This window comes from Micrococcus sp. iso_229 (assembly GCF_058072725.1).
This window is the reverse complement of sequence record NZ_CM176514.1, coordinates 1,863,761-1,881,026: the sequence shown is the minus strand read 5'-3', so window position 1 is coordinate 1,881,026 and position 17,266 is coordinate 1,863,761. Positions and strand designations below refer to the sequence as shown.

Annotated in this window: 13 protein-coding genes; 7 read left to right on the top strand and 6 right to left on the bottom strand. The window is 73.6% G+C overall.

Going from position 1 to position 17,266, the window contains the following annotated elements; all coding sequences use genetic code 11:
• Nucleotides 1-30 precede the first annotated feature (30 nt).
• From AC3RKA_RS08695 to AC3RKA_RS08680, 4 genes are all read right to left on the bottom strand, one after another.
• Nucleotides 31-1,008 carry a 1,4-dihydroxy-2-naphthoyl-CoA synthase gene (locus AC3RKA_RS08695; protein WP_206452071.1) on the bottom strand — a complete coding sequence of 326 codons (978 nt, stop codon included), beginning with the start codon at nucleotides 1,006-1,008 and terminating at the stop codon, nucleotides 31-33.
• A 409-nt stretch (nucleotides 1,009-1,417) separates the two neighbouring features.
• On the bottom strand, nucleotides 1,418-2,038 hold the full coding sequence (locus AC3RKA_RS08690; RefSeq protein ID WP_206452070.1) for a hypothetical protein: 621 nt from the start codon (nucleotides 2,036-2,038) through the stop codon (nucleotides 1,418-1,420).
• Between the two features lie 255 nt (nucleotides 2,039-2,293).
• A complete protein-coding gene (locus tag AC3RKA_RS08685; RefSeq protein ID WP_454179767.1) occupies nucleotides 2,294-4,540 on the bottom strand; it encodes a S9 family peptidase in 2,247 nt (748 codons plus the stop codon).
• A gap of 102 nt (nucleotides 4,541-4,642) precedes the next feature.
• On the bottom strand, nucleotides 4,643-6,133 hold the full coding sequence (locus AC3RKA_RS08680) for an NCS2 family permease (protein WP_148408350.1): 1,491 nt from the start codon (nucleotides 6,131-6,133) through the stop codon (nucleotides 4,643-4,645).
• A 65-nt stretch (nucleotides 6,134-6,198) separates the two neighbouring features.
• Here AC3RKA_RS08680 and AC3RKA_RS08675 point away from each other — a divergent pair, with 65 nt between their 5' ends.
• Nucleotides 6,199-7,497 carry an MFS transporter gene (locus AC3RKA_RS08675; RefSeq protein ID WP_454179769.1) on the top strand — a complete coding sequence of 433 codons (1,299 nt, stop codon included), beginning with the start codon at nucleotides 6,199-6,201 and terminating at the stop codon, nucleotides 7,495-7,497.
• Between the two features lie 22 nt (nucleotides 7,498-7,519).
• Here AC3RKA_RS08675 and AC3RKA_RS08670 read toward each other — a convergent pair whose 3' ends face one another.
• Entirely contained in the window at nucleotides 7,520-7,993 is a 474-nt protein-coding gene (locus tag AC3RKA_RS08670) for an Lrp/AsnC family transcriptional regulator (RefSeq protein ID WP_036316705.1), read from the bottom strand.
• Between the two features lie 189 nt (nucleotides 7,994-8,182).
• Between AC3RKA_RS08670 and AC3RKA_RS08665 the strand changes: the two genes are divergently transcribed.
• The 3 genes from AC3RKA_RS08665 to AC3RKA_RS08655 are packed head-to-tail and all read left to right on the top strand — an operon-like array spanning nucleotide 8,183 to nucleotide 11,924.
• Nucleotides 8,183-9,385: a thiamine pyrophosphate-dependent enzyme gene (locus tag AC3RKA_RS08665; protein ID WP_489727126.1), complete on the top strand. Its 1,203-nt coding sequence runs from the start codon at nucleotides 8,183-8,185 to the stop codon at nucleotides 9,383-9,385.
• 2 nt (nucleotides 9,386-9,387) lie between these two features.
• Nucleotides 9,388-10,437: an alpha-ketoacid dehydrogenase subunit beta gene (locus AC3RKA_RS08660; protein WP_049159054.1), complete on the top strand. Its 1,050-nt coding sequence runs from the start codon at nucleotides 9,388-9,390 to the stop codon at nucleotides 10,435-10,437.
• Nucleotides 10,434-11,924, top strand: coding sequence for a dihydrolipoamide acetyltransferase family protein (locus AC3RKA_RS08655; protein ID WP_489727125.1), 1,491 nt, complete (start codon nucleotides 10,434-10,436; stop codon nucleotides 11,922-11,924). The genes AC3RKA_RS08660 and AC3RKA_RS08655 overlap by 4 nt, the downstream gene beginning before the upstream one ends.
• Before the next feature lie 127 nt (nucleotides 11,925-12,051).
• Here the strand turns inward: AC3RKA_RS08655 and AC3RKA_RS08650 are convergent, their stop codons facing one another.
• Complete coding sequence (locus tag AC3RKA_RS08650) at nucleotides 12,052-12,912, bottom strand: phosphatase PAP2 family protein (RefSeq protein WP_060775672.1); 861 nt, start codon at nucleotides 12,910-12,912, stop codon at nucleotides 12,052-12,054.
• Between the two features lie 110 nt (nucleotides 12,913-13,022).
• Between AC3RKA_RS08650 and AC3RKA_RS08645 the strand changes: the two genes are divergently transcribed.
• From AC3RKA_RS08645 to AC3RKA_RS08635, 3 genes are all read left to right on the top strand, one after another.
• Nucleotides 13,023-13,709: a hypothetical protein gene (locus AC3RKA_RS08645; RefSeq protein WP_060775673.1), complete on the top strand. Its 687-nt coding sequence runs from the start codon at nucleotides 13,023-13,025 to the stop codon at nucleotides 13,707-13,709.
• A gap of 80 nt (nucleotides 13,710-13,789) precedes the next feature.
• Nucleotides 13,790-14,863, top strand: a complete 1,074-nt coding sequence (locus AC3RKA_RS08640; RefSeq protein WP_489727124.1) for an o-succinylbenzoate synthase — start codon at nucleotides 13,790-13,792, stop codon at nucleotides 14,861-14,863.
• Nucleotides 14,864-15,091: 228 nt separating this feature from the next.
• Nucleotides 15,092-17,227 carry a PhoX family protein gene (locus AC3RKA_RS08635; RefSeq protein ID WP_489727123.1) on the top strand — a complete coding sequence of 712 codons (2,136 nt, stop codon included), beginning with the start codon at nucleotides 15,092-15,094 and terminating at the stop codon, nucleotides 17,225-17,227.
• Nucleotides 17,228-17,266 lie beyond the last annotated feature (39 nt).

Genomic DNA, 17,266 nt, shown 5'->3' with positions numbered 1-17,266 from the left:
GGCGGGTCTCCGTCCTGCCGTGGTGGTCGGTCAGAAGTGGTACGGGAAGGCGGACCAGTCCGGGTCGCGCTTCTGCAGGAACGCGTCCCGGCCCTCCACGGCCTCGTCCGTCATGTAGGCCATGCGCGTGGCCTCGCCGGCGAAGACCTGCTGGCCGGCCATGCCGTCGTCGGGAAGGTTGAACGCGAACTTGAGCATGCGCAGGGCCTGCGGGGACTGACGGTTGATGTCCGCGGCGTACTCGAGGGCGACCTCCTCGAGGCGCTCGTGGTCCACCGCCTCATTCACCGCGCCCATGGCCACCATCTCCTCGGCCGAGTACTCGCGCGCCGTGAAGAAGATCTCCCGGGCGCGCTTCTGGCCCACCTGCCGGGCGAGCAGGGCCGAGCCGTAGCCGGCGTCGAAGGAGCCCACGGTGGCGTCCGTCTGCTTGAACTTCCCGTGCTCGCGGGAGGCCAGGGTGAGGTCCGCGACCACGTGGAGCGAATGACCGCCGCCGGCCGCCCAGCCGTTCACGACGGCGATGATCGCCTTGGGGGAGGTGCGCATCAGGCGCTGGACCTCGAGGATGTGGAGGCGTCCGGCGCGGGCCGGGTCGATGGTCTCGGCCGTCTCCCCCTCGGCGTAGCGGTAGCCGTCGCGGCCGCGGATGCGCTGGTCCCCGCCCGAGCAGAACGCGTGGCCGCCGTCCTTGGGGGAGGGGCCGTTGCCGGTGAGCAGCACCGTGCCGACGTCCGGGGTCATGCGGGCGTGGTCGAGGGCGCGGTAGAGCTCGTCCACGGTGCCGGGGCGGAACGCGTTGCGGACCTCGGGGCGGTCGAAGGCGATGCGCACCGTCGGCAGGTCGCCCACCCAGCGGCCGTCGGCGTCGCGCTCCACCTGGCGGTGGTAGGTCAGGTCCTCGAAGTCGAAGCCCTCGACCACGCGCCAGCGCGTGGGGTCGAAGATGTCGGAGACCTTGTCCGGAAGCCGGTCGCGGTCCGGGTGCTCGGGGCTGTGTGGGGTCATGGCATCGAGTCTAGGTGTCCCCCCGGACCCCCACCGCTCGAGGTGATGTGTGTCACCGTGGGGGACGGGGGCCGGCGACGGTGCCCGAACGCGGGCGGGCGCCGCCGTGGGCTCCTCGCTCAAAACGTCTGGGCGAACTCAGGAGAGAAACGCAGCATGCTTTTCCATATTATTTCATCAAATCCTGTCGCATCCACCACTTCAACCTGCCCTTTAAAGCACCCGTTTCCCGAATGAAAGTGTTCTGGGAAATTCCCAGTTCCCAAATAGAATCGGGGCTCGAGGGGAAATTGACTAAGCGCCCGGGTGCGCGAAGCCGACCAAGTGCTCGTGTGGCAACAGGCAATCGGCCAGCTTGTGTACCAGAGGCGCGAGGGCGGCTGGGGTCTCCTCCCTGAATCGGACGACCTCAGCAGGCAAAAAAGGTCAGGCCGGTGAGGAAGATCTGCTGGGCCGTCGTTCCATCGGTGGACGCGAAGTACAGAGTGAAGGAGTTGATCGGGCCGGCGTAGGTGACCCTGGACCGGTTCGCCACGGTGTCGGACGTGACCTCACCGGCTGACACGGCGCTCACGGGCGATCCGGTCGTCCCGTTGCCCTGCAGGGGGGGGCCGTTGGTCACGCTGGTGGGTTCGGGGTCGAGCACGATGGCGTCACGGTACCGACTGCGCAGCCAGTCGACGTCGGCAATCGTGAACTGGAGGTTGGTCACGGGGCGGCTGAACGTGATCGTGAGTCTCTGCCCGCCAGAGCCGGACTGCTGGAGCAGCAGACCGTCCGCCCTCAGGTCTCCGAGTCCGTTGTAGCCCTGGTTGATGCCGCCGGCCGAGGTGAGGTTGTTGGGCGTCAGAGACTTGCCGCTGTCGGCGACGGTGTTCAGGGACAGGGTGATGGGAGTGCGGCCTGCGGCTGACCACGTGTAGGTGGACGGGGGCGTCCCATAAACGTTGGCCTGGGTGAACCTGCCCGTGAACGCGGCCGGGTTCGCGCATGAGACGGCGAAAGCCGGGGCTGCGGCGGCGGCTGCCACGGCCGGAACAGTCCAGGCCAGTCCGTGGGCCACGGTACGGCGGGACAGGGAAGGGGGCGAGGCGGGTGACTGAGGGTCCGTGAAGGACATGGGTTTCTCCGATGGTAGGGGAGCCGCCCGGCGGGCAGGTTGCCCAGCGTCAGCGCAGCGTTCGATTCACGGTGCTTCAAAGCATAGGGGTATCGCTGGCATCCTCGATAATCGGTGAGGGCTGCAGCTCCCCGGAGAGAGGGGCCGGATCGCCGGGCGGGCCGGTCAGTCCACCCGCGCCGTCGCCCCCAGCGCCGTCAGAAGGAACGCGTACTCCCACGCGGTGTCCTCCCAGCCCTGGTACCGGCCGGACGCGCCGCCGTGGCCGCCGTCCATCTCGGTGCGCAGCAGGATCGGGGCGCCGCCCTCGGCCAGGGGCGTGGCCTGGTCGCTCGTCACCGTCCGCCGCAGCTGGGCCACCCACTTGGCCGGCTCCACGTAGTGCACGCGGGTGTCGTTCAGGCTCGTCACGGCCGCGATCGCCGGGTAGTCCACCGCCCGCACGTTCTCGTACGGGGTGTAGGCGCGCATGGCCTCATACACGGCCGCGTCCTCGATCGGGTTGCCCCACTCCTCCCACTCGAGCGCGGACAGCGGCAGCTCCGGGTCGAGGATCGTGGTGAGCGCATCCACGAACGGCACCACCGCCAGGCACGCCCGGTACAGCTCCGGCGCGAGGTTCAGCACCGCGCCCATGAGCAGGCCGCCGGCCGAGCCGCCCATGCAGGCCACGCGCGCCGGGTCCGCCCAGCCGAGGTCCACGAGGTGCCGGGTGGCGTCCACGAAGTCTGTGAAGGAGTGCCGCTTGGCCAGCTTCTTGCCGTCCTCGTACCAGCGCCGGCCCAGTTCGCCGCCGCCGCGCACGTGCGCGACCGCGAACACCACGCCCCGGTCCAGCATGGACAGCCGGGCCACACCCAGCACGGGGTCCATGGACATCTCGTAGGAGCCGTAGCCGTACACCACGCACGGGGCCGTCCCGTCCGGCTTCACGTCGCGGCGCCGGATCACGGTGACGGGGATCCGCACGTCCTCCCCGGTCACCGACGACGGCTCGGACGCCGGCGCCCACACGCGCTCGGCCACGTAGTCGGCCGGGTCGTAGCCGGGCACCTCCGTCTCGCGGCGCCGGTGCACCTCGCCGGTCGCCGCCGAGACGTCCAGCACGCGCGCGGGCGTGATCCAGGACGTGTAGGCCAGCCGCAGGAACGGGGACTCGGCCGCCGTCGCGGACAGGTGGCACGCGTAGAGCTCCTCGTCGAACGCGGGCTCGCGCCAGTGCGCGGCCTGCCCGGCCAGCACGGCGTCCAGCCCGGCGACGACGACGCGCGGGGTCGTCTCCCGGCGCACGGCCAGGGCGGCGTGGGTCAGGGTGACCATGACGCCGTCGACCTTCACGTCCTCGCGGTGCGGCACGACGGTGCGCCAGGCGCCCCGGTCGGCGACGTCCGCCTCGGCGACCACCGAGAGCATCCCGTTGGGCGCGGAGACGGGGGCGCCGTCGTCGTCCAGGGCGCGGTCGTGGACCACGAGCAGCCGGCGGACGCCGTCGGCGTCGGTGACGGGCTCGACGTCGGCGAGCATCCGCCACGCGCGGGGGATCAGCACACGCGGGGCGGGCAGGGGCGTGGCAGGGTCCTCCGGCAGGTCGACCACGAGGGTCTCGGAGACCTCCGAGTTGCCGACGCCGATCAGCAGCTGGGTGCGGTCGGCGACGCCCTCGAAGCCGGTCCACATGCCCGGATCGGCCTCCTCGTGCAGGAGCACGTCCTCGGCCGGGTCGGCGCCGAGCACGTGGGCCTTGACCTGGTACGGCCGCCACGAGTCGTCCCACACGGTGTAGAACACGCGGGTGCCCGAGCGGTCGAAGCGGACGCCGTGGGCCACGTTCTCGACCGCGTCCGGCAGGTCCTCGCCCGTGGCGATCTCACGCACGCGCAGGGTGAAGCGCTCGTCGCCGGTGTGGTCCACGGCGTAGGCCACCCGGGTGGCGTCCGGGCTGATGTGCAGGCCGCCGAGCGCGAAGAACGGGTGACCCTCGGCCTCGGCGTTGCCGTCCAGAATCACCTGCTCGCCCGGCAGGGCGGCGTCCGGGGTGATGACGGGCGGGGTCCAGTCGGCCTCGAGGTCGCCGGTGTCGCGTGCGGGCACGCGGCAGTGGATCGGGTACTCGGCGCCCTCGCGGGTGCGCACGAAGTACCACCAGCCGTCCCGGCGGGCGGGCACGGAGCGGTCCGTCTCCACCGTGCGGGCCTTGATCTCGCCGACGATCGCCTCGCGCAGCGGCGCCTGCTCCGCGGTCACGGCCTCGGTGTACGCGTTCTCGGCGGCCAGGTGCTCGAGCACGCGGGGCTCCGCCTTGCCGCGCAGCCACTCGAAGTCGTCCTGGAACGTGTGGCCGTGGTGGCGGCGGGTCACGGGCTCGGCGGAGACGGGCGGCGGGACGGGGGCGTGCGAAGTGGTCTGGGGCATGCGGCCCATCCCATCACGCCGCGCGGGGCGGGGCCGACACCCCGCGCCGCACACGACGACGGCGGCGCACCGGGCCGGTGCGCCGCCGTCGGGGGTGGCGGGTCAGTTCAGGCCGAGGGCCGCCCGGACCACGCCGAGCCCGAAGTACGCGACGAACGCGAGCGCCACGAACCACAGCAGCGGGTGCACCTCGCGGCCGCGGCCCTGGCCCGTGCGGATCACCGCGTAGGCCACCACGCCGGCGCCGATGCCGTTGACGATCGAGTAGGTGAACGGCATGAGGATGAACGTGAGGAACGCCGGGAAGGCCGCGCCCGGGTCGGACCAGTCGATCTGCACCACGTGCTGGCACATCATGAACCCGACCACCACGAGCGCGGGGGCCACGGCCTCGAACGGCACGAGGTGGATGAGCGGGGAGAGGAACACGGCCGCGAGGAAGAACAGGCCCGTGAACACGGAGGCCAGGCCGGTCCGGGCGCCCTCGCCGATGCCGGTGCCGGACTCCACGAAGATCTGGTGCGCCGAGCCGGAGGCGCCGCCGCCCACGGCGACCGCGAGCGCGTCCGCGGCGAGCACCCGGTTCAGGTCGGGGATGGAGCCGTCCGGGTTCACGGTGCCGGCCTCGCGGGCCAGGCCCACGGAGACGCCCATCGCGTCGAAGAACACGGAGAGCAGGATCGCGAACACGAGCAGGGAGGCCATCAGCCCGCCCACGGAGGTGAAGGCGCCGAACAGGTCCACGCTGCCGAGCAGGTGCAGGTCCGGGGCGGTCCACTCGGGCAGGGAGGGGGCGATCAGGGACCAGCCGGTGGGCACGGCGTTCCCGTCGGCGTCCACGGAGGGGCCGATGTGGAACACGGCCTCCAGCACGTTGGCGAGGATCGTCGCCACGACGATGCCGATCAGGATGGCGCCGCGCACCTTGCGGATCACGAGGACCGCGGTCAGCAGCAGCCCGACGACGAAGACCAGCACGGGCCAGCCCTCGAGCTCGCCGCCCGTGCCCAGGCCCACCGGGACCGTGGTGTCGGCGGCGTCCGGCAGCCGACGCACGAACCCGGCGTTGACGAGGCCGATCAGCGCGATGAACAGGCCGATGCCCACCACGATGCCGGACTTCAGCGCCTCCGGGACCGCGTCGAACACGGCGCGGCGGAAGCCGGTCACCACGAGCACCAGCATCACGAGACCGGCGAGGGTGACGAGGCCCATCAGCTGGGGCCAGGTGAGTCCCGGCGTCGTGGCGATGGTGATGGAGACGAACGCGGAGACGCCCAGGCCCGCGGCCACCGCGAACGGGTGCCGCGCCCACACGCCCATGACGATGGTCATGACGCCCGCCACGAGCGCAGTCACGGCGGCCACGGCGGGGATGCCCAGGGTGTTCCCGGCCGAGTCGGGCCCGGACAGGATCAGCGGGTTCAGCACCACGATGTAGCTCATCGCCAGGAACGTGGCGAGGCCGCCGCGGAACTCCTGGCCCACCGACGAGCCGCGCTCGGTGATGCGGAAATACCGGTCCAGGGCGCCGCGGGGAGCGGCGGGCGACGGGGCGGGCGAGGGCGGTGGAGAGGCGGTGCGGGAGGCCATGGCACCAGCGTAGTGACCCGGTCCCACGACGATCGCGCGCGTGCCGTCCCGCTACGCTCGCGGGCATGCGTCCCCGCTCCGCCTCCGCCGCCCGCACCCGGGAGGCGCTGCGCGGCGCCGTGCAGATCTACGCCCCCTCCACCGTCTACGCCGTCGGCCTGGGCGCCATGACGCCCGCGCTCGCGGTGGCGGCGCTGGCCCTCGGCCTGGACGCGGCGCGGGCGGCCGCCGTCGTGCTGCTGGTGGGGCTCGGCTCGCTCGTGGCCAACGGGCCGGCCTCGGCGCTCGCGGCCCGGGCGGGGGAGCGGGTCACCATGGTCGTCTCCGCCGTGCTCGGCACGGCCGGCGCGGGCCTGGCCTGGGCGACGACGGCCGGGGTGTCCTCCGGGCCGTCGGCGGCGGGGGTGGCCGAGCCGGGGCGGCTGGCGCTGTTCCTGGCCGCGGTGCTCGCCGTGGGCATGGCCGGGGCCGGGTTCAACCTGGCCCGGCAGGCGTACCTGGCGGTGGCGGTGCCGGCCACGCACCGGGCCCGCGCGATGTCCACGCTCGGCGGGACCGTGCGGATCGGGACGTTCCTGGGCCCGTTCCTGGGTGCCGCCGCGCAGGCCCCGCTCGGGCTGGACGGCGCGTTCGCCGCGGCCGCCGCGGCCATGGCCGTCGGCGCCCTGCTGTGCCTGCGGATCCGGGATCTGCCGGTGCCGGCGTCCGGTCCGGCGGCGGGGGAGGAGCCCGGCCCGGCCGGTCGACCCCGGCTGCTGGACGTGGCGCGCGCCCGGCGCGGGGCGCTGCTCACGGCCGGCTTCGGTGTCGTGGCCGTCTCCGCCGCCCGCGCGGCGCGCAACGCCGTCATCCCGCTGTGGGCCACGCACCTGGGCCTGGACGCGGCGACGGCGTCGCTCGTCTTCGGCCTGGCCGGCGCGGCGGACCTGCTGCTCTTCTACCCCTCGGGCCGGCTCATGGACCGCTTCGGCCGGCGCGCCGTGGCGGTGCCGTGCCTGACCCTGCTGGGGGCGGGATTCCTGGCGATCAGCCTCACCCGGGATCCGACGGCGTTCGCGGCGGCGGCGGTGCTGCTGGGCATCGGCAACGGCTTCGGCGCGGGGATCGTGATGACCCTCGGGGCGGACCACTCGCCGCCGAACGCGCGCGCCCAGTTCCTCGGTCTGTGGCGCTCGATGTCCGACGCGGGGATGCTCGCCGGGCCGCTGCTGCTCTCCGGGGCGACCGCCGCGGCCGGGCTGGCCGTCGGCGTCGGCTCCCTCGCGGTCGTCTGCGGGGTCGGAGCGGTCGTGTTCGCCGCGGTGCTGCCGCGCGGGCCGGGGGCCGTGGCGGACCCGCCGCCCGTCGTCGGGCGCTCCCGCTGACCGGGGGCGCCGGACCGTCGGCTCAGTCGGCGGTCTCGTCCGGGGGGATGGTCTGCCCGGAGGCCTGGTCGTCGAAGACCATGTACGTCTGCGTGTCGACGACGCTCGGCAGGGTCTGCAGTTCGTCGAAGATCACGCGGCGCAGGTCGGCGGTGTCCCGCGCGCGGACCAGCAGGATCACATCCATGTTCCCGCCCACGAGGGAGACGTGGGAGACCTCGGGGATGGCCAGGAGCGTGGCGCGCAGCTCGCGCCAGTCGTGCTGACGCAGCTTCATGGTCACGTGGGCGGAGGCCCCGAAGCCGACCTTGACGGGGTCGACCCGCACGGTGAAGCCTGTGATCACGCCCGCGTCCTGCAGGCGGTTCAGGCGTGAGTAGCAGTGCGCGCGGGAGATGTGCACGCGCTCGGCCAGGGCCGCGACGGACATCCGCCCGTCCTGCGTCAGTTCGCGGACGATCGCGCGGTCCACGCGGTCCAGCGGCTCGGCGGCCATGGCTCCTCCTGGGGCGGGGCGGACGGGGTCGGCCACGCGGCGGCGGACCGTCTCCGTGGCACGAGTCACAATAGCAGTTCGTCCGATGGAGTGCCTGATTTGCACCAGATCGTCTCGTGATCGCGGGCGGGCGCGCGACACATTGACCCTCTTGGGCACACTGAAGGCCACAGATCGAGAGGACCCGCCATGAGTGACCCCACCCCCGCCGTGCCCGGGGCCGCCCGGACCGACGAGGCCGAGACCCGCCCGAACGCCGGCGCCGCCTTCGGCATCTCCCTCGAGGAGTACCTACTTCCCGCCGCCCGCCGCATCCAGCTGATCGGCGAGGACGGCACTCTGCTGGCCCCGGAGGAGCAGGGCACCGAGCCCGGCCACGAGTATCCGCTGCCCTCCGACGAGGAGCTGCTGGCCGCCTACCGCCACCTCGTCATCGGCCGCCGCGTCAACGACCAGGCCTACGCCCTGGTGCGCCAGGGCCGCATGGCCGTCTATCCGTCCTCGCACGGCCAGGAGGCCTCCGAGGTCGCCGCCGCCGTCTGCCTGGGCGAGGACGACTGGCTGTTCCCGACCTACCGCGACACCGTGGCCGTGATCGCCCGCGGCGTCCCGCCGCTCGAGGTGATGGTGGCCTACCAGGGCACCTGGCATCAGGGCTACGACCCCCGGAAGCACCACGTCTCCATCCAGTCCACGCCCCTGACCACCCAGATGCTGCACGCCGTCGGGATGGCCAAGGCCGCCCGCCTGCGCGGCGAGGAGGTCGTGTGCCTGGCCATGGTCGGCGACGGCGGCACCTCCGAGGGCGACTTCCACGAGGCGCTGAACTTCGCGGCCGTGTTCAAGCTGCCGGTGATCTTCTTCGTGCAGAACAACAAGTTCGCCATCTCCGTGCCGTTCGCCAAGCAGTCGGCCGCCCCGTCCCTGGCCCACAAGGCCGTGGGCTACGGCCTGGCCGGCGAGCGCGTGGACGGCAACGACCTCGGCGCCCTGCTGGCCGTGCTGGGCCGCGCCGTGGAGCTGTGCCGGCAGGGCCAGGGCCCCTTCCTCGTGGAGGCGGACACCTACCGCATGCAGGCGCACACCAACACGGACGACCCCTCGCGCTACCGCGACGACGCCGAGGTGAAGGAGTGGGAGGCGCGCGACCCGCTGCGCCGCATGACCGCCTACCTCGAGTCCACCGGCGCCCTCACCGAGGAGGTCTCGGCCAAGATCGCCCGCGACGCCGAGGACGTCGCGCAGCAGCTGCGTGACGCCATGAACGCCGAGACGGATCTCGATCCGCTCGAGCTGTTCGACCACGTCTACTCCGTGCAGACCCCGCAGCTCGCCGCCCAGCGCGCGCAGCTGGCCGAGGAGCTGTCCCGTTCCGAGAACCAGGAGGCCTGAGCATGGCGACCCTGACCTTCGCCGCCGCGCTCAACGCGGCGCTGGCCGACGAGATGGCCGCCGACGACATGGTGGTGGTGTTCGGCGAGGACGTCGGCACCCTCGGCGGCGTCTTCCGCATCACGGACGGGCTGACCGCGCGCTTCGGCGAGGAGCGCTGCTTCGACACCCCGCTGGCCGAGTCCGGCATCGCGGGCATGGCAGTGGGCATGGCCCTCGGCGGCGCCCGCCCCGTGATCGAGATGCAGTTCGACGCGTTCGCGTACCCGGCCTTCGAGCAGATCGCCTCGCACGTGGCCAAGATGCGCAACCGCACCAAGGGCGCCACGCCCATGCCGATCACCATCCGCATCCCCTACGGCGGCGGCATCGGCGGCGTGGAGCACCACTGCGACTCCTCCGAGTCCTACTACGCGCACACCCCGGGCCTGAAGGTGTACACCCCGGCCTCGGTGAAGGACGCGTACATGATGCTGCGCTCGGCCATCCGCCTGGACGACCCGGTGGTCTTCATGGAGCCCAAGAAGATGTACTGGACCAAGGCCGAGCTCGACCTCGACCAGCTGCGCGCCGAGTTCGAGGAGGGCTGGGCCCGCGTCGAGGACAAGAAGGAGCACGGCGAGGCCTGGGCGCGCGCCGCCGTCGTCCGCGAGGGCACGGACGTCACCCTCGTCTCCTACGGCCCCTCCGTGCCCACCTGCCTCGCCGCCGCCCACGCGGCCGCGGAGGAGGGGCTCTCGGTGGAGGTCGTGGACCTGCGCACCGTGAACCCGCTGGACGAGGACACGATGACCGCCTCGGTCGCCAAGACCGGCCGCGCCGTCGTCGTCGCCGAGCCGCAGGGCTTCGCGTCCGTGGCCTCCGAGCTGGTGGCCCGGATCCAGCAGCGCTGCTTCCACTCGCTGGCGGCGCCCGTGGGTCGCGTGACCGGCTTCGACATCCCGTTCCCCGCGCCGAAGCTCGAGGAGCACCACCTGCCGAACATCGACCGCATCCTGGACGCGATCGACGACCTGAACTGGGACCTGGACGCCGAGGAGGCCCGCGCATGAGCAACACCTTCCTGCTGCCCGACCTGGGCGAAGGCCTGACCGAGGCCGACATCGTCCGCTGGCTCGTCGCCGAGGGCGACACCGTGGCCGTCGATCAGCCCATGGTCGAGGTCGAGACCGCCAAGGCCCTCGTCGAGGTGCCGAGCCCGTACGCCGGCACCGTGCTGACCCTGCACGGCGCCGAGGGCGAGACCATGGACGTCGGCAGCCCGCTGATCACCATCGGCGAGGCCGGCGAGTCCGGTGAGGGCTCCGCGCCCGTCGCCGGCACCGAGACCCTCGCCGTCCCGCCGTCCACCGGTGCGGCCGCGGCCGAGGCCGCCCGCCCCGGCGCGCTGAGCTACCGCGAGGAGGAGATGGCCGGCGTCCAGCCGAAGCCGGACAAGGCCCGCGGCGGCGACGGCGACGTCGCCGGCTCCGACGACGAGGCCTCCGGCGCCGTGCTCATCGGCTACGGCACCTCCGGCCACAAGGCCACCTCCCGCAGCCGTCCGTCCAAGCGCGGCCGCAGCGCCGCCCGCCCGACGCCGGCCCCCACGGCCGGGGCCGGCGCCCCGCGCGTGACCTCCCCGATCGTCCGCAAGCTCGCCCGCGAGAAGGGCGTGGACGTGGCCGCGCTGACCGGCACGGGCCCTCACGGCCTGATCACCCGCGCCGACGTGCTCACCGCGGCCGAGGGCTTCGCCCCGCAGGCCGCCCCGACCCCGGCCCCGTCGGCCGCCGCCGCCCCGGCAGCCGAGGCCGCCGCGCAGCCGGGCGCCGTGGACGGGCGGACCGGCCTGGCCGTCGTCGCCCGCACCCCGATCTCGGGGGTGCGCAAGGTGATCGCGGACCAGCTCTCCCGCTCGCGCCGCGAGGTCCCGGAGGTCACGGCGTGGCTGGACGTGGACGTCACCGCCCTGCTCGAGCTGCGGGCCGCGCTCAAGGCGAAGGACCCGGAGAACGCGCCCTCGCTGCTCGGCCTGATCGCCCGCTTCACCCTGGCCGGCCTGCGCCGGTACCCGGTGATGAACGCGCGCATCGAGGCGGGGGCGGACGGCAAGGACGAGATCGTGGAGGTCGACGGCGTCCACCTCGGCCTGGCCGTGCAGACCGACCGCGGCCTCATGGTGCCCTCCGTCGAGCACGCGGAGAAGCTGTCCGCGGACGAGCTCACCGCCGCGATCAACAACACCGTCAGCCGTGCCCGCGCGGGCAGGGCCGCCCCGGCCGAGCTCACCCGCGGCACGTTCACGCTGAACAACTACGGCCCGCTGGGCACGGACGGCGCCACGCCGATCATCAACGTGCCCGAGGTCGGGATGCTCGGCATCGGCCGGATCATCGACCGCCCGTGGGTCGTGGATGGGGAGATCGTGGTCCGCAAGGTCACCGAGATGACCGTGACCTTCGACCACCGCGTCACCGACGGCGCCACCGCGAGCGCGTTCCTCACGTTCGTGGCGGACTGCCTCCACGATCCGACGGCGGCCCTCGCCCGGATCTGATCCGCACGATCCCGGCCCGCCCCGACCCCTGACGAGCCCTGCGATGTGGCGGCCATTCCTCGCGGATGGCCGCCACATCGCAGGGCTCGTCGTCTGGTGGGGGGCGGTGAGCGTGCGGGGAGGGGGGTCAGTCCGCGCGGCCGCGGCGGAAGGCCGTGCCGAGCGCGCCCCACAGCAGGACCGCGGGGGAGGCGCTGAGCAGGATCCCGGCCGGCTCGGCCGCCGGGTGGGGGCCGGCGCCGCTGGTCGCGGGGGTGTCGAGGGTGAGGGCCAGCAGCACCAGCCCGGCCGCCAGGCCCGCGACGCCCAGGGACCAGAGCGTGGCCTCCACGCCGCGGGCGCCGCGCGGTGCGGGCCGCGGTGCGCCGTCGTACCGGGCGAACGGCACGGCGAGCAGCCCCCAGGCGGCGGACACGAGGGCCGCGGCGGCCATGTCCGACGGCCGGTGCCAGGCCTCCGTGTAGGCGACGGCGCCGGTGCAGGCGCTGACCACGGCGCCGAGGACGGTGGTGAGCGGTCGCCACCGGGCGGGCACGAGCAGCAGCGCGGCCACAGCGGCGCCCGTCGCGAGCGTCATGTGGCCCGAGGGCAGGGAGTTGCCGCCGGACCACGGGACCCCGTCGGCGTGTTCGGGCCGTGGAAGCGCCGCCTTGAGCAGCTGCGTGGTGAGGTTGGACCCGGCCAGCACGAGGAGGGCGAGCAGCCCCCGCCGCCGCCACCGGGCCACGGCGAGCGCGCCGAGCGAGGCCAGTGCCATGCCGACCGCCAGCCCGAGCGGCAGGATCCGCACCACCTGGGAGGCCACGTCTGGCACGGTGTCCGCGTAGCGCTCCTCGACGGCGCGGAACACCTGGTACTCGAGCACCTGGCCGGCGGAGGACCACACCAGGGCGGCGTAGACCAGCACGACGCCGGCCACACACGCGGCCAGCGCCAGCCACCACGTCCACGAGGGGAGGCGGCGCGGGGCGCGGGCGGTGGGGGGCATGGGTTCCATTGTGTCGGACGCGCAGCCGTCATGCAGGCTTCATCGGACGGTCACGCCCCCGTCGCCGTCCCGTCCTCCGCGCCGCTGAGCCGCCTGCCTAGCCTGGGGCCATGACCCGCGTGCCCCCCGCCCACGGACATCGCCCGGCCCTCCGCGACTCCACCGGGACGGTCCCCGGCCCGGGCGTCGAGCCGGGCGCCCGGCCCCGTCTCTCGGCCGAGGACCTGCTGGCCGCCCGGGACGCCCTGGCCCCGTTCGGGCGGCTGAGCCGGCAGGAGCCCATCGAGTGGGCCGCCGAGGAGCCCCTCGCCCCGGACCTGGCCGACTTCTACCGCTACGTGGGGCCGGAGTGGCTGGAGATCGACACCCTCGGCCTGCCCGTGATGTTCTTCCCGCTGGACCGCCTGTGGGACGAGCAGGCCGGCTACCGGTGGAACCACCGCACCGGTGCCCTGCTGGTGGACTGGAACGACGACTGGACGGTGGTGGCCAAGCAGGGCGCCGACCCGTTCATCCACGCGGCCTCCAGCGGCCAGGTGCTCATGGCCCCGGGAGACGAGGGCTGGGAGGACCGCCTGGACGAGCCGCGACCGGTCTTCCGCGACCTCACCGAGATGACCCGCGCGCTCGCGGCCGTGGGCACGGCGTGGGCGCGCTTCGACGACCCGTTCACCGCCGACTGGCATCTCACCGAGGAGGTGACGGCCGCCGTCGTCGCCGGCCTGGAGGAGGTGCTCGGCGCCCACGACCGCGCCGTGGACCTGGCCCGCGCCCTCGGCTACCTCCGCGCCGTCTGAGCCTCGGCGCCGTCCCGGGCGCCCCACGCTGCCGGCGCCCCGTCGGAACGGGAGCCGAGCGCCCTTCCTAGACTGACCGCATGAGCACCGCCCCCGCCCTGCCCCCGCTGCCCGGCGCGCCGGGCGGTCCCGCCCTGCCGAGCGTCGAGGAGCTGCTGGCCGACGCCGTCGCGGTCGCCCTGCCGATGCGCGTGAGGTTCCGCGGCACGGACCTGCGCCACGCCCTGCTGCTGCGCGGCCCGGCGGGCTGGGCCGAGTTCTCCCCGTTCCCGGAGTACGGTCCGCACGAGTGCGCCGCGTGGCTGGCCGCCGCGATCGAGGCCGGCTGGCAGGGCTGGCCCGCCCCGGTCCGCGAGACGGTCCCCGTCAACGCCACCGTGCCCGCGGTGGCCGCGGACGACGTCGAGGCCGTCCTGGCCCGCTACGGCGACGGCATCACCGCGGTCAAGGTCAAGGTGGCGGAACACGGCCCCGAGGGCGGGCTCGTCCCCGGCAGCCGCGAGGCCGACCTGGCCCGCGTACGGCGGGTGCGCGCGCTGCTGCCCCACGCGCAGGTCCGCGTCGACGCCAACGCCGGCTGGACGCCCACCGAGGCCGTGGACGTGCTCACCGCGCTGGCCGACGTGGGCCTCGAGTACGCGGAGCAGCCCGTGCCCGGCATCACCGACCTCGCGGAGGTCCGCGCGGAGCTGCGCGCCCGGGGCGTCCCCACCCCGATCGCCGCGGACGAGGCGGTCCGCAAGGCCGAGGACCCGCTCGCCGTCGCGGCCGCCGGGGCCGCGGACCTGATCGTGGTGAAGGTCCAGCCGCTCGGGGGCGTGCGCCGCGCCGCGGCGATCGTGGCGGCCGCGGGGCTGCCCGCGGTGGTCTCCTCCGCGCTGGACACCTCCGTGGGCATCGCCGGCGGCGCCGCGCTGGCCGCCTGCCTGCCGTCCCTGCCGCACGCGTGCGGGCTCGGCACCGCGGCGCTCTTCGAGCACGACGTCGTCGCCCCGGCCTGGCGCCCCCGCGCGGGGGCCCTCCCGGCACCGGGGGAGCGGGCACCCGCCCCCGACCCGGACCTGCTCGACCGCGTCCGGGCGGACGGGGCACGGCAGGCGTGGTGGGCCGACCGCGTGCGCGCGGCCCACGCGGTGCTGGCCGCGCAGGGCTGACGGGCCCGCCCGGTCCCCGTCCGCGCGGGGAATGTGAGCCGGATTACAGCACGTCGACGGGACGAAATCCGGCGGCCGGGAGAAGTTCAACTCGCGGCCACCTGGGCGTGGCTCGCCGCTCGTGGCGGGAGGCCAGGGTGATGGCGGCCCCGGCCGGTCTCACCCCCGGGGTCACCTCCGGCCCGGCACCGGACCCCGAACCATCCCCACGACGCGAAGGACCCCGTCATGCTGAAGCGCCTCCTCCCCATGGCCGGCCACACCCGTGGCAACCGCTCCGCCGTCACGTGCGAGCTCAAGTGCGGCAACGCGTGCGCCCACCCGGTGCCCAACACCTCGGCGAACCCGACCTTCCAGCAGATCGCGGAGACCGCCATCTCGCGCCGCTCCGCCCTGGTCGGCGGCACCGGCCTCGCCGCCGCCGTCGTCATCGGCTCCCAGGTGGCCCAGGCCCCCGAGGCGCTCGCGGACAACGGCCGGCGTCCGACCGGCGGCGGCAAGCTCCCCTTCGAGCCCATCGCGCCGGTGAGCCGCACCGTGGACACCATGACCGTGCCGGAGGGCTACGACTGGGGCACCGTGATCCGCTGGGGCGACCCGCTGTTCGCCGACTCCCCGGAGTTCGACATCGAGCACCAGACCGGTGCGTCGCAGGCTGCCCAGTTCGGCTACAACAACGACTACCTGAACATCATCTCCGACGGCGGCAACGACCGCTCCGGCTACCTCGTCTCCAACCACGAGTACACCAACGAGAACATCATGTTCTCCCCGGAGTACATCGCCTCGAACTTCGAGGACGTCGTCAACGTCGGCCTCCAGGCCCACGGCCTGTCGATCGTGGACCTCCAGCGCGCCAAGCGCGGCGCCCCGTGGGAGTACGTCCGCGGCGGCCGCCGCAACCGCCGCATCACCGGCACCACCGAGTTCGAGGTCCGTGGCCCGGCCGCCGGCCACGCGCTGCTCAGGACCGTCGAGGACCCGACCGGCACCCGCGTGCTGGGCACCCTGAACAACTGCGCCGGCGGCACCACCCCGTGGGGCACCGTGCTCTCCGGCGAGGAGAACTTCAACCAGTACTTCAAGGGTCGCGGCACCGCCGAGGAGAAGCGCTACGGCATCTCCGCCTCCGCCACCAGCCGCGGCTGGGAGAAGGTCCACGACCGGTTCGACCTGACCAAGCCCGGCTACGAGAACGAGGCCAACCGCTTCGGCTGGGTCGTCGAGATCGACCCCGAGGACCCGACCTCCACGCCCGTGAAGCACACCCTCCTGGGTCGCTTCAAGCACGAGGCCGGCACCGCCGTGATCTCGCCGTCCGGCCACGCCGTGGTCTACTCCGGCGACGACGAGCGCCACGACTACCTGTACAAGTTCGTCTCCGCCGAGAAGGTCCGGGAGGGCGACAAGAAGCACAACATGCGCCTGATGGACAAGGGCACCCTCTACGTGGCCAGGTTCTCCGGCGACTCCCCGGCCGCCCAGATCGACGGCAGGGGCACCCTGCCCTCGGACGGCGCCTTCGACGGCTCCGGCGAGTGGATCGCCCTGGCCGACGAGAAGACGTCCTTCGTCCCGGGCATGTCCCTGGCCGAGGTCCTCGTCTACACCCGCCTCGCGGCCGACAAGATGGGCGCCACCAAGATGGACCGCCCGGAGGACGTCGAGACCAACCCGGTCACCGGCAAGGTCTACGCGGCCCTGACCAACAACACCAAGCGCACCGCCGTGGACGAGGCCAACCCGGTCATCGGCAACCGCGACGGCCACGTCATCGAGATCACCGAGCGGGGCGGGGACCACACCTCCACCGCCTTCACCTGGGTCATCCTGCTGCTCGCCGGCGACCCGGCGGTCTCCTCCTCGGCCTACTTCGCCGGCTACCCGAAGGAGAAGGTCTCCCCGATCTCCTGCCCGGACAACCTGGCGTTCGACTCCGAGGGCAACCTCTGGATCTCCACCGACGGCCAGCCCGGCACCATCGGCTACGCCGACGCGCTGCACAAGGTCACCCTCGACGGCGCCGAGCGCGGCCGCGTCCAGCAGTTCCTCGCCGTCCCGCGCGACGCCGAGACCTGCGGCCCCGTGATCCACGACCGCGACAACTCCGTGTTCGTCAACGTCCAGCACCCGGGCGAGGACGGCACCTGGGGCGCGCACACCTCCTCCTTCCCGGACTTCCTGAGCCCGACCGGCCCGGTCCAGGTGGGTGACAAGGTCGCGGCCCCGCGTCCGTGCGTCGTCCAGGTGTTCAACGCCACCGGGAACAACGGCATCGGCAAGGGCGCCGGCAAGGAGAAGGGCAACAAGGGCAAGGGCGACAACGGCAAGGGCAAGGGCAACGGCAAGGGCCCGAAGGGCTGACCCCCGCCTCCGCCAGGACCCTCGACGAGGCCGTCACGG

What these genes read in the sequence shown, in the direction of transcription:
- AC3RKA_RS08695 (WP_206452071.1), bottom strand. Translation starts at nt 1,008, where the DNA reads ATGACCCCACACAGCCCCGAGCACCCGGACCGCGACCGGCTTCCGGAC.
- AC3RKA_RS08685 (WP_454179767.1), bottom strand. Translation starts at nt 4,540, where the DNA reads ATGCCCCAGACCACTTCGCACGCCCCCGTCCCGCCGCCCGTCTCCGCC.
- AC3RKA_RS08680 (WP_148408350.1), bottom strand. Translation starts at nt 6,133, where the DNA reads ATGGCCTCCCGCACCGCCTCTCCACCGCCCTCGCCCGCCCCGTCGCCC.
- AC3RKA_RS08675 (WP_454179769.1), top strand. Translation starts at nt 6,199, where the DNA reads ATGCGTCCCCGCTCCGCCTCCGCCGCCCGCACCCGGGAGGCGCTGCGC.
- AC3RKA_RS08670 (WP_036316705.1), bottom strand. Translation starts at nt 7,993, where the DNA reads ATGGCCGCCGAGCCGCTGGACCGCGTGGACCGCGCGATCGTCCGCGAA.
- AC3RKA_RS08665 (WP_489727126.1), top strand. Translation starts at nt 8,183, where the DNA reads ATGAGTGACCCCACCCCCGCCGTGCCCGGGGCCGCCCGGACCGACGAG.
- AC3RKA_RS08660 (WP_049159054.1), top strand. Translation starts at nt 9,388, where the DNA reads ATGGCGACCCTGACCTTCGCCGCCGCGCTCAACGCGGCGCTGGCCGAC.
- AC3RKA_RS08655 (WP_489727125.1), top strand. Translation starts at nt 10,434, where the DNA reads ATGAGCAACACCTTCCTGCTGCCCGACCTGGGCGAAGGCCTGACCGAG.
- AC3RKA_RS08650 (WP_060775672.1), bottom strand. Translation starts at nt 12,912, where the DNA reads ATGCCCCCCACCGCCCGCGCCCCGCGCCGCCTCCCCTCGTGGACGTGG.
- AC3RKA_RS08645 (WP_060775673.1), top strand. Translation starts at nt 13,023, where the DNA reads ATGACCCGCGTGCCCCCCGCCCACGGACATCGCCCGGCCCTCCGCGAC.
- AC3RKA_RS08640 (WP_489727124.1), top strand. Translation starts at nt 13,790, where the DNA reads ATGAGCACCGCCCCCGCCCTGCCCCCGCTGCCCGGCGCGCCGGGCGGT.
- AC3RKA_RS08635 (WP_489727123.1), top strand. Translation starts at nt 15,092, where the DNA reads ATGCTGAAGCGCCTCCTCCCCATGGCCGGCCACACCCGTGGCAACCGC.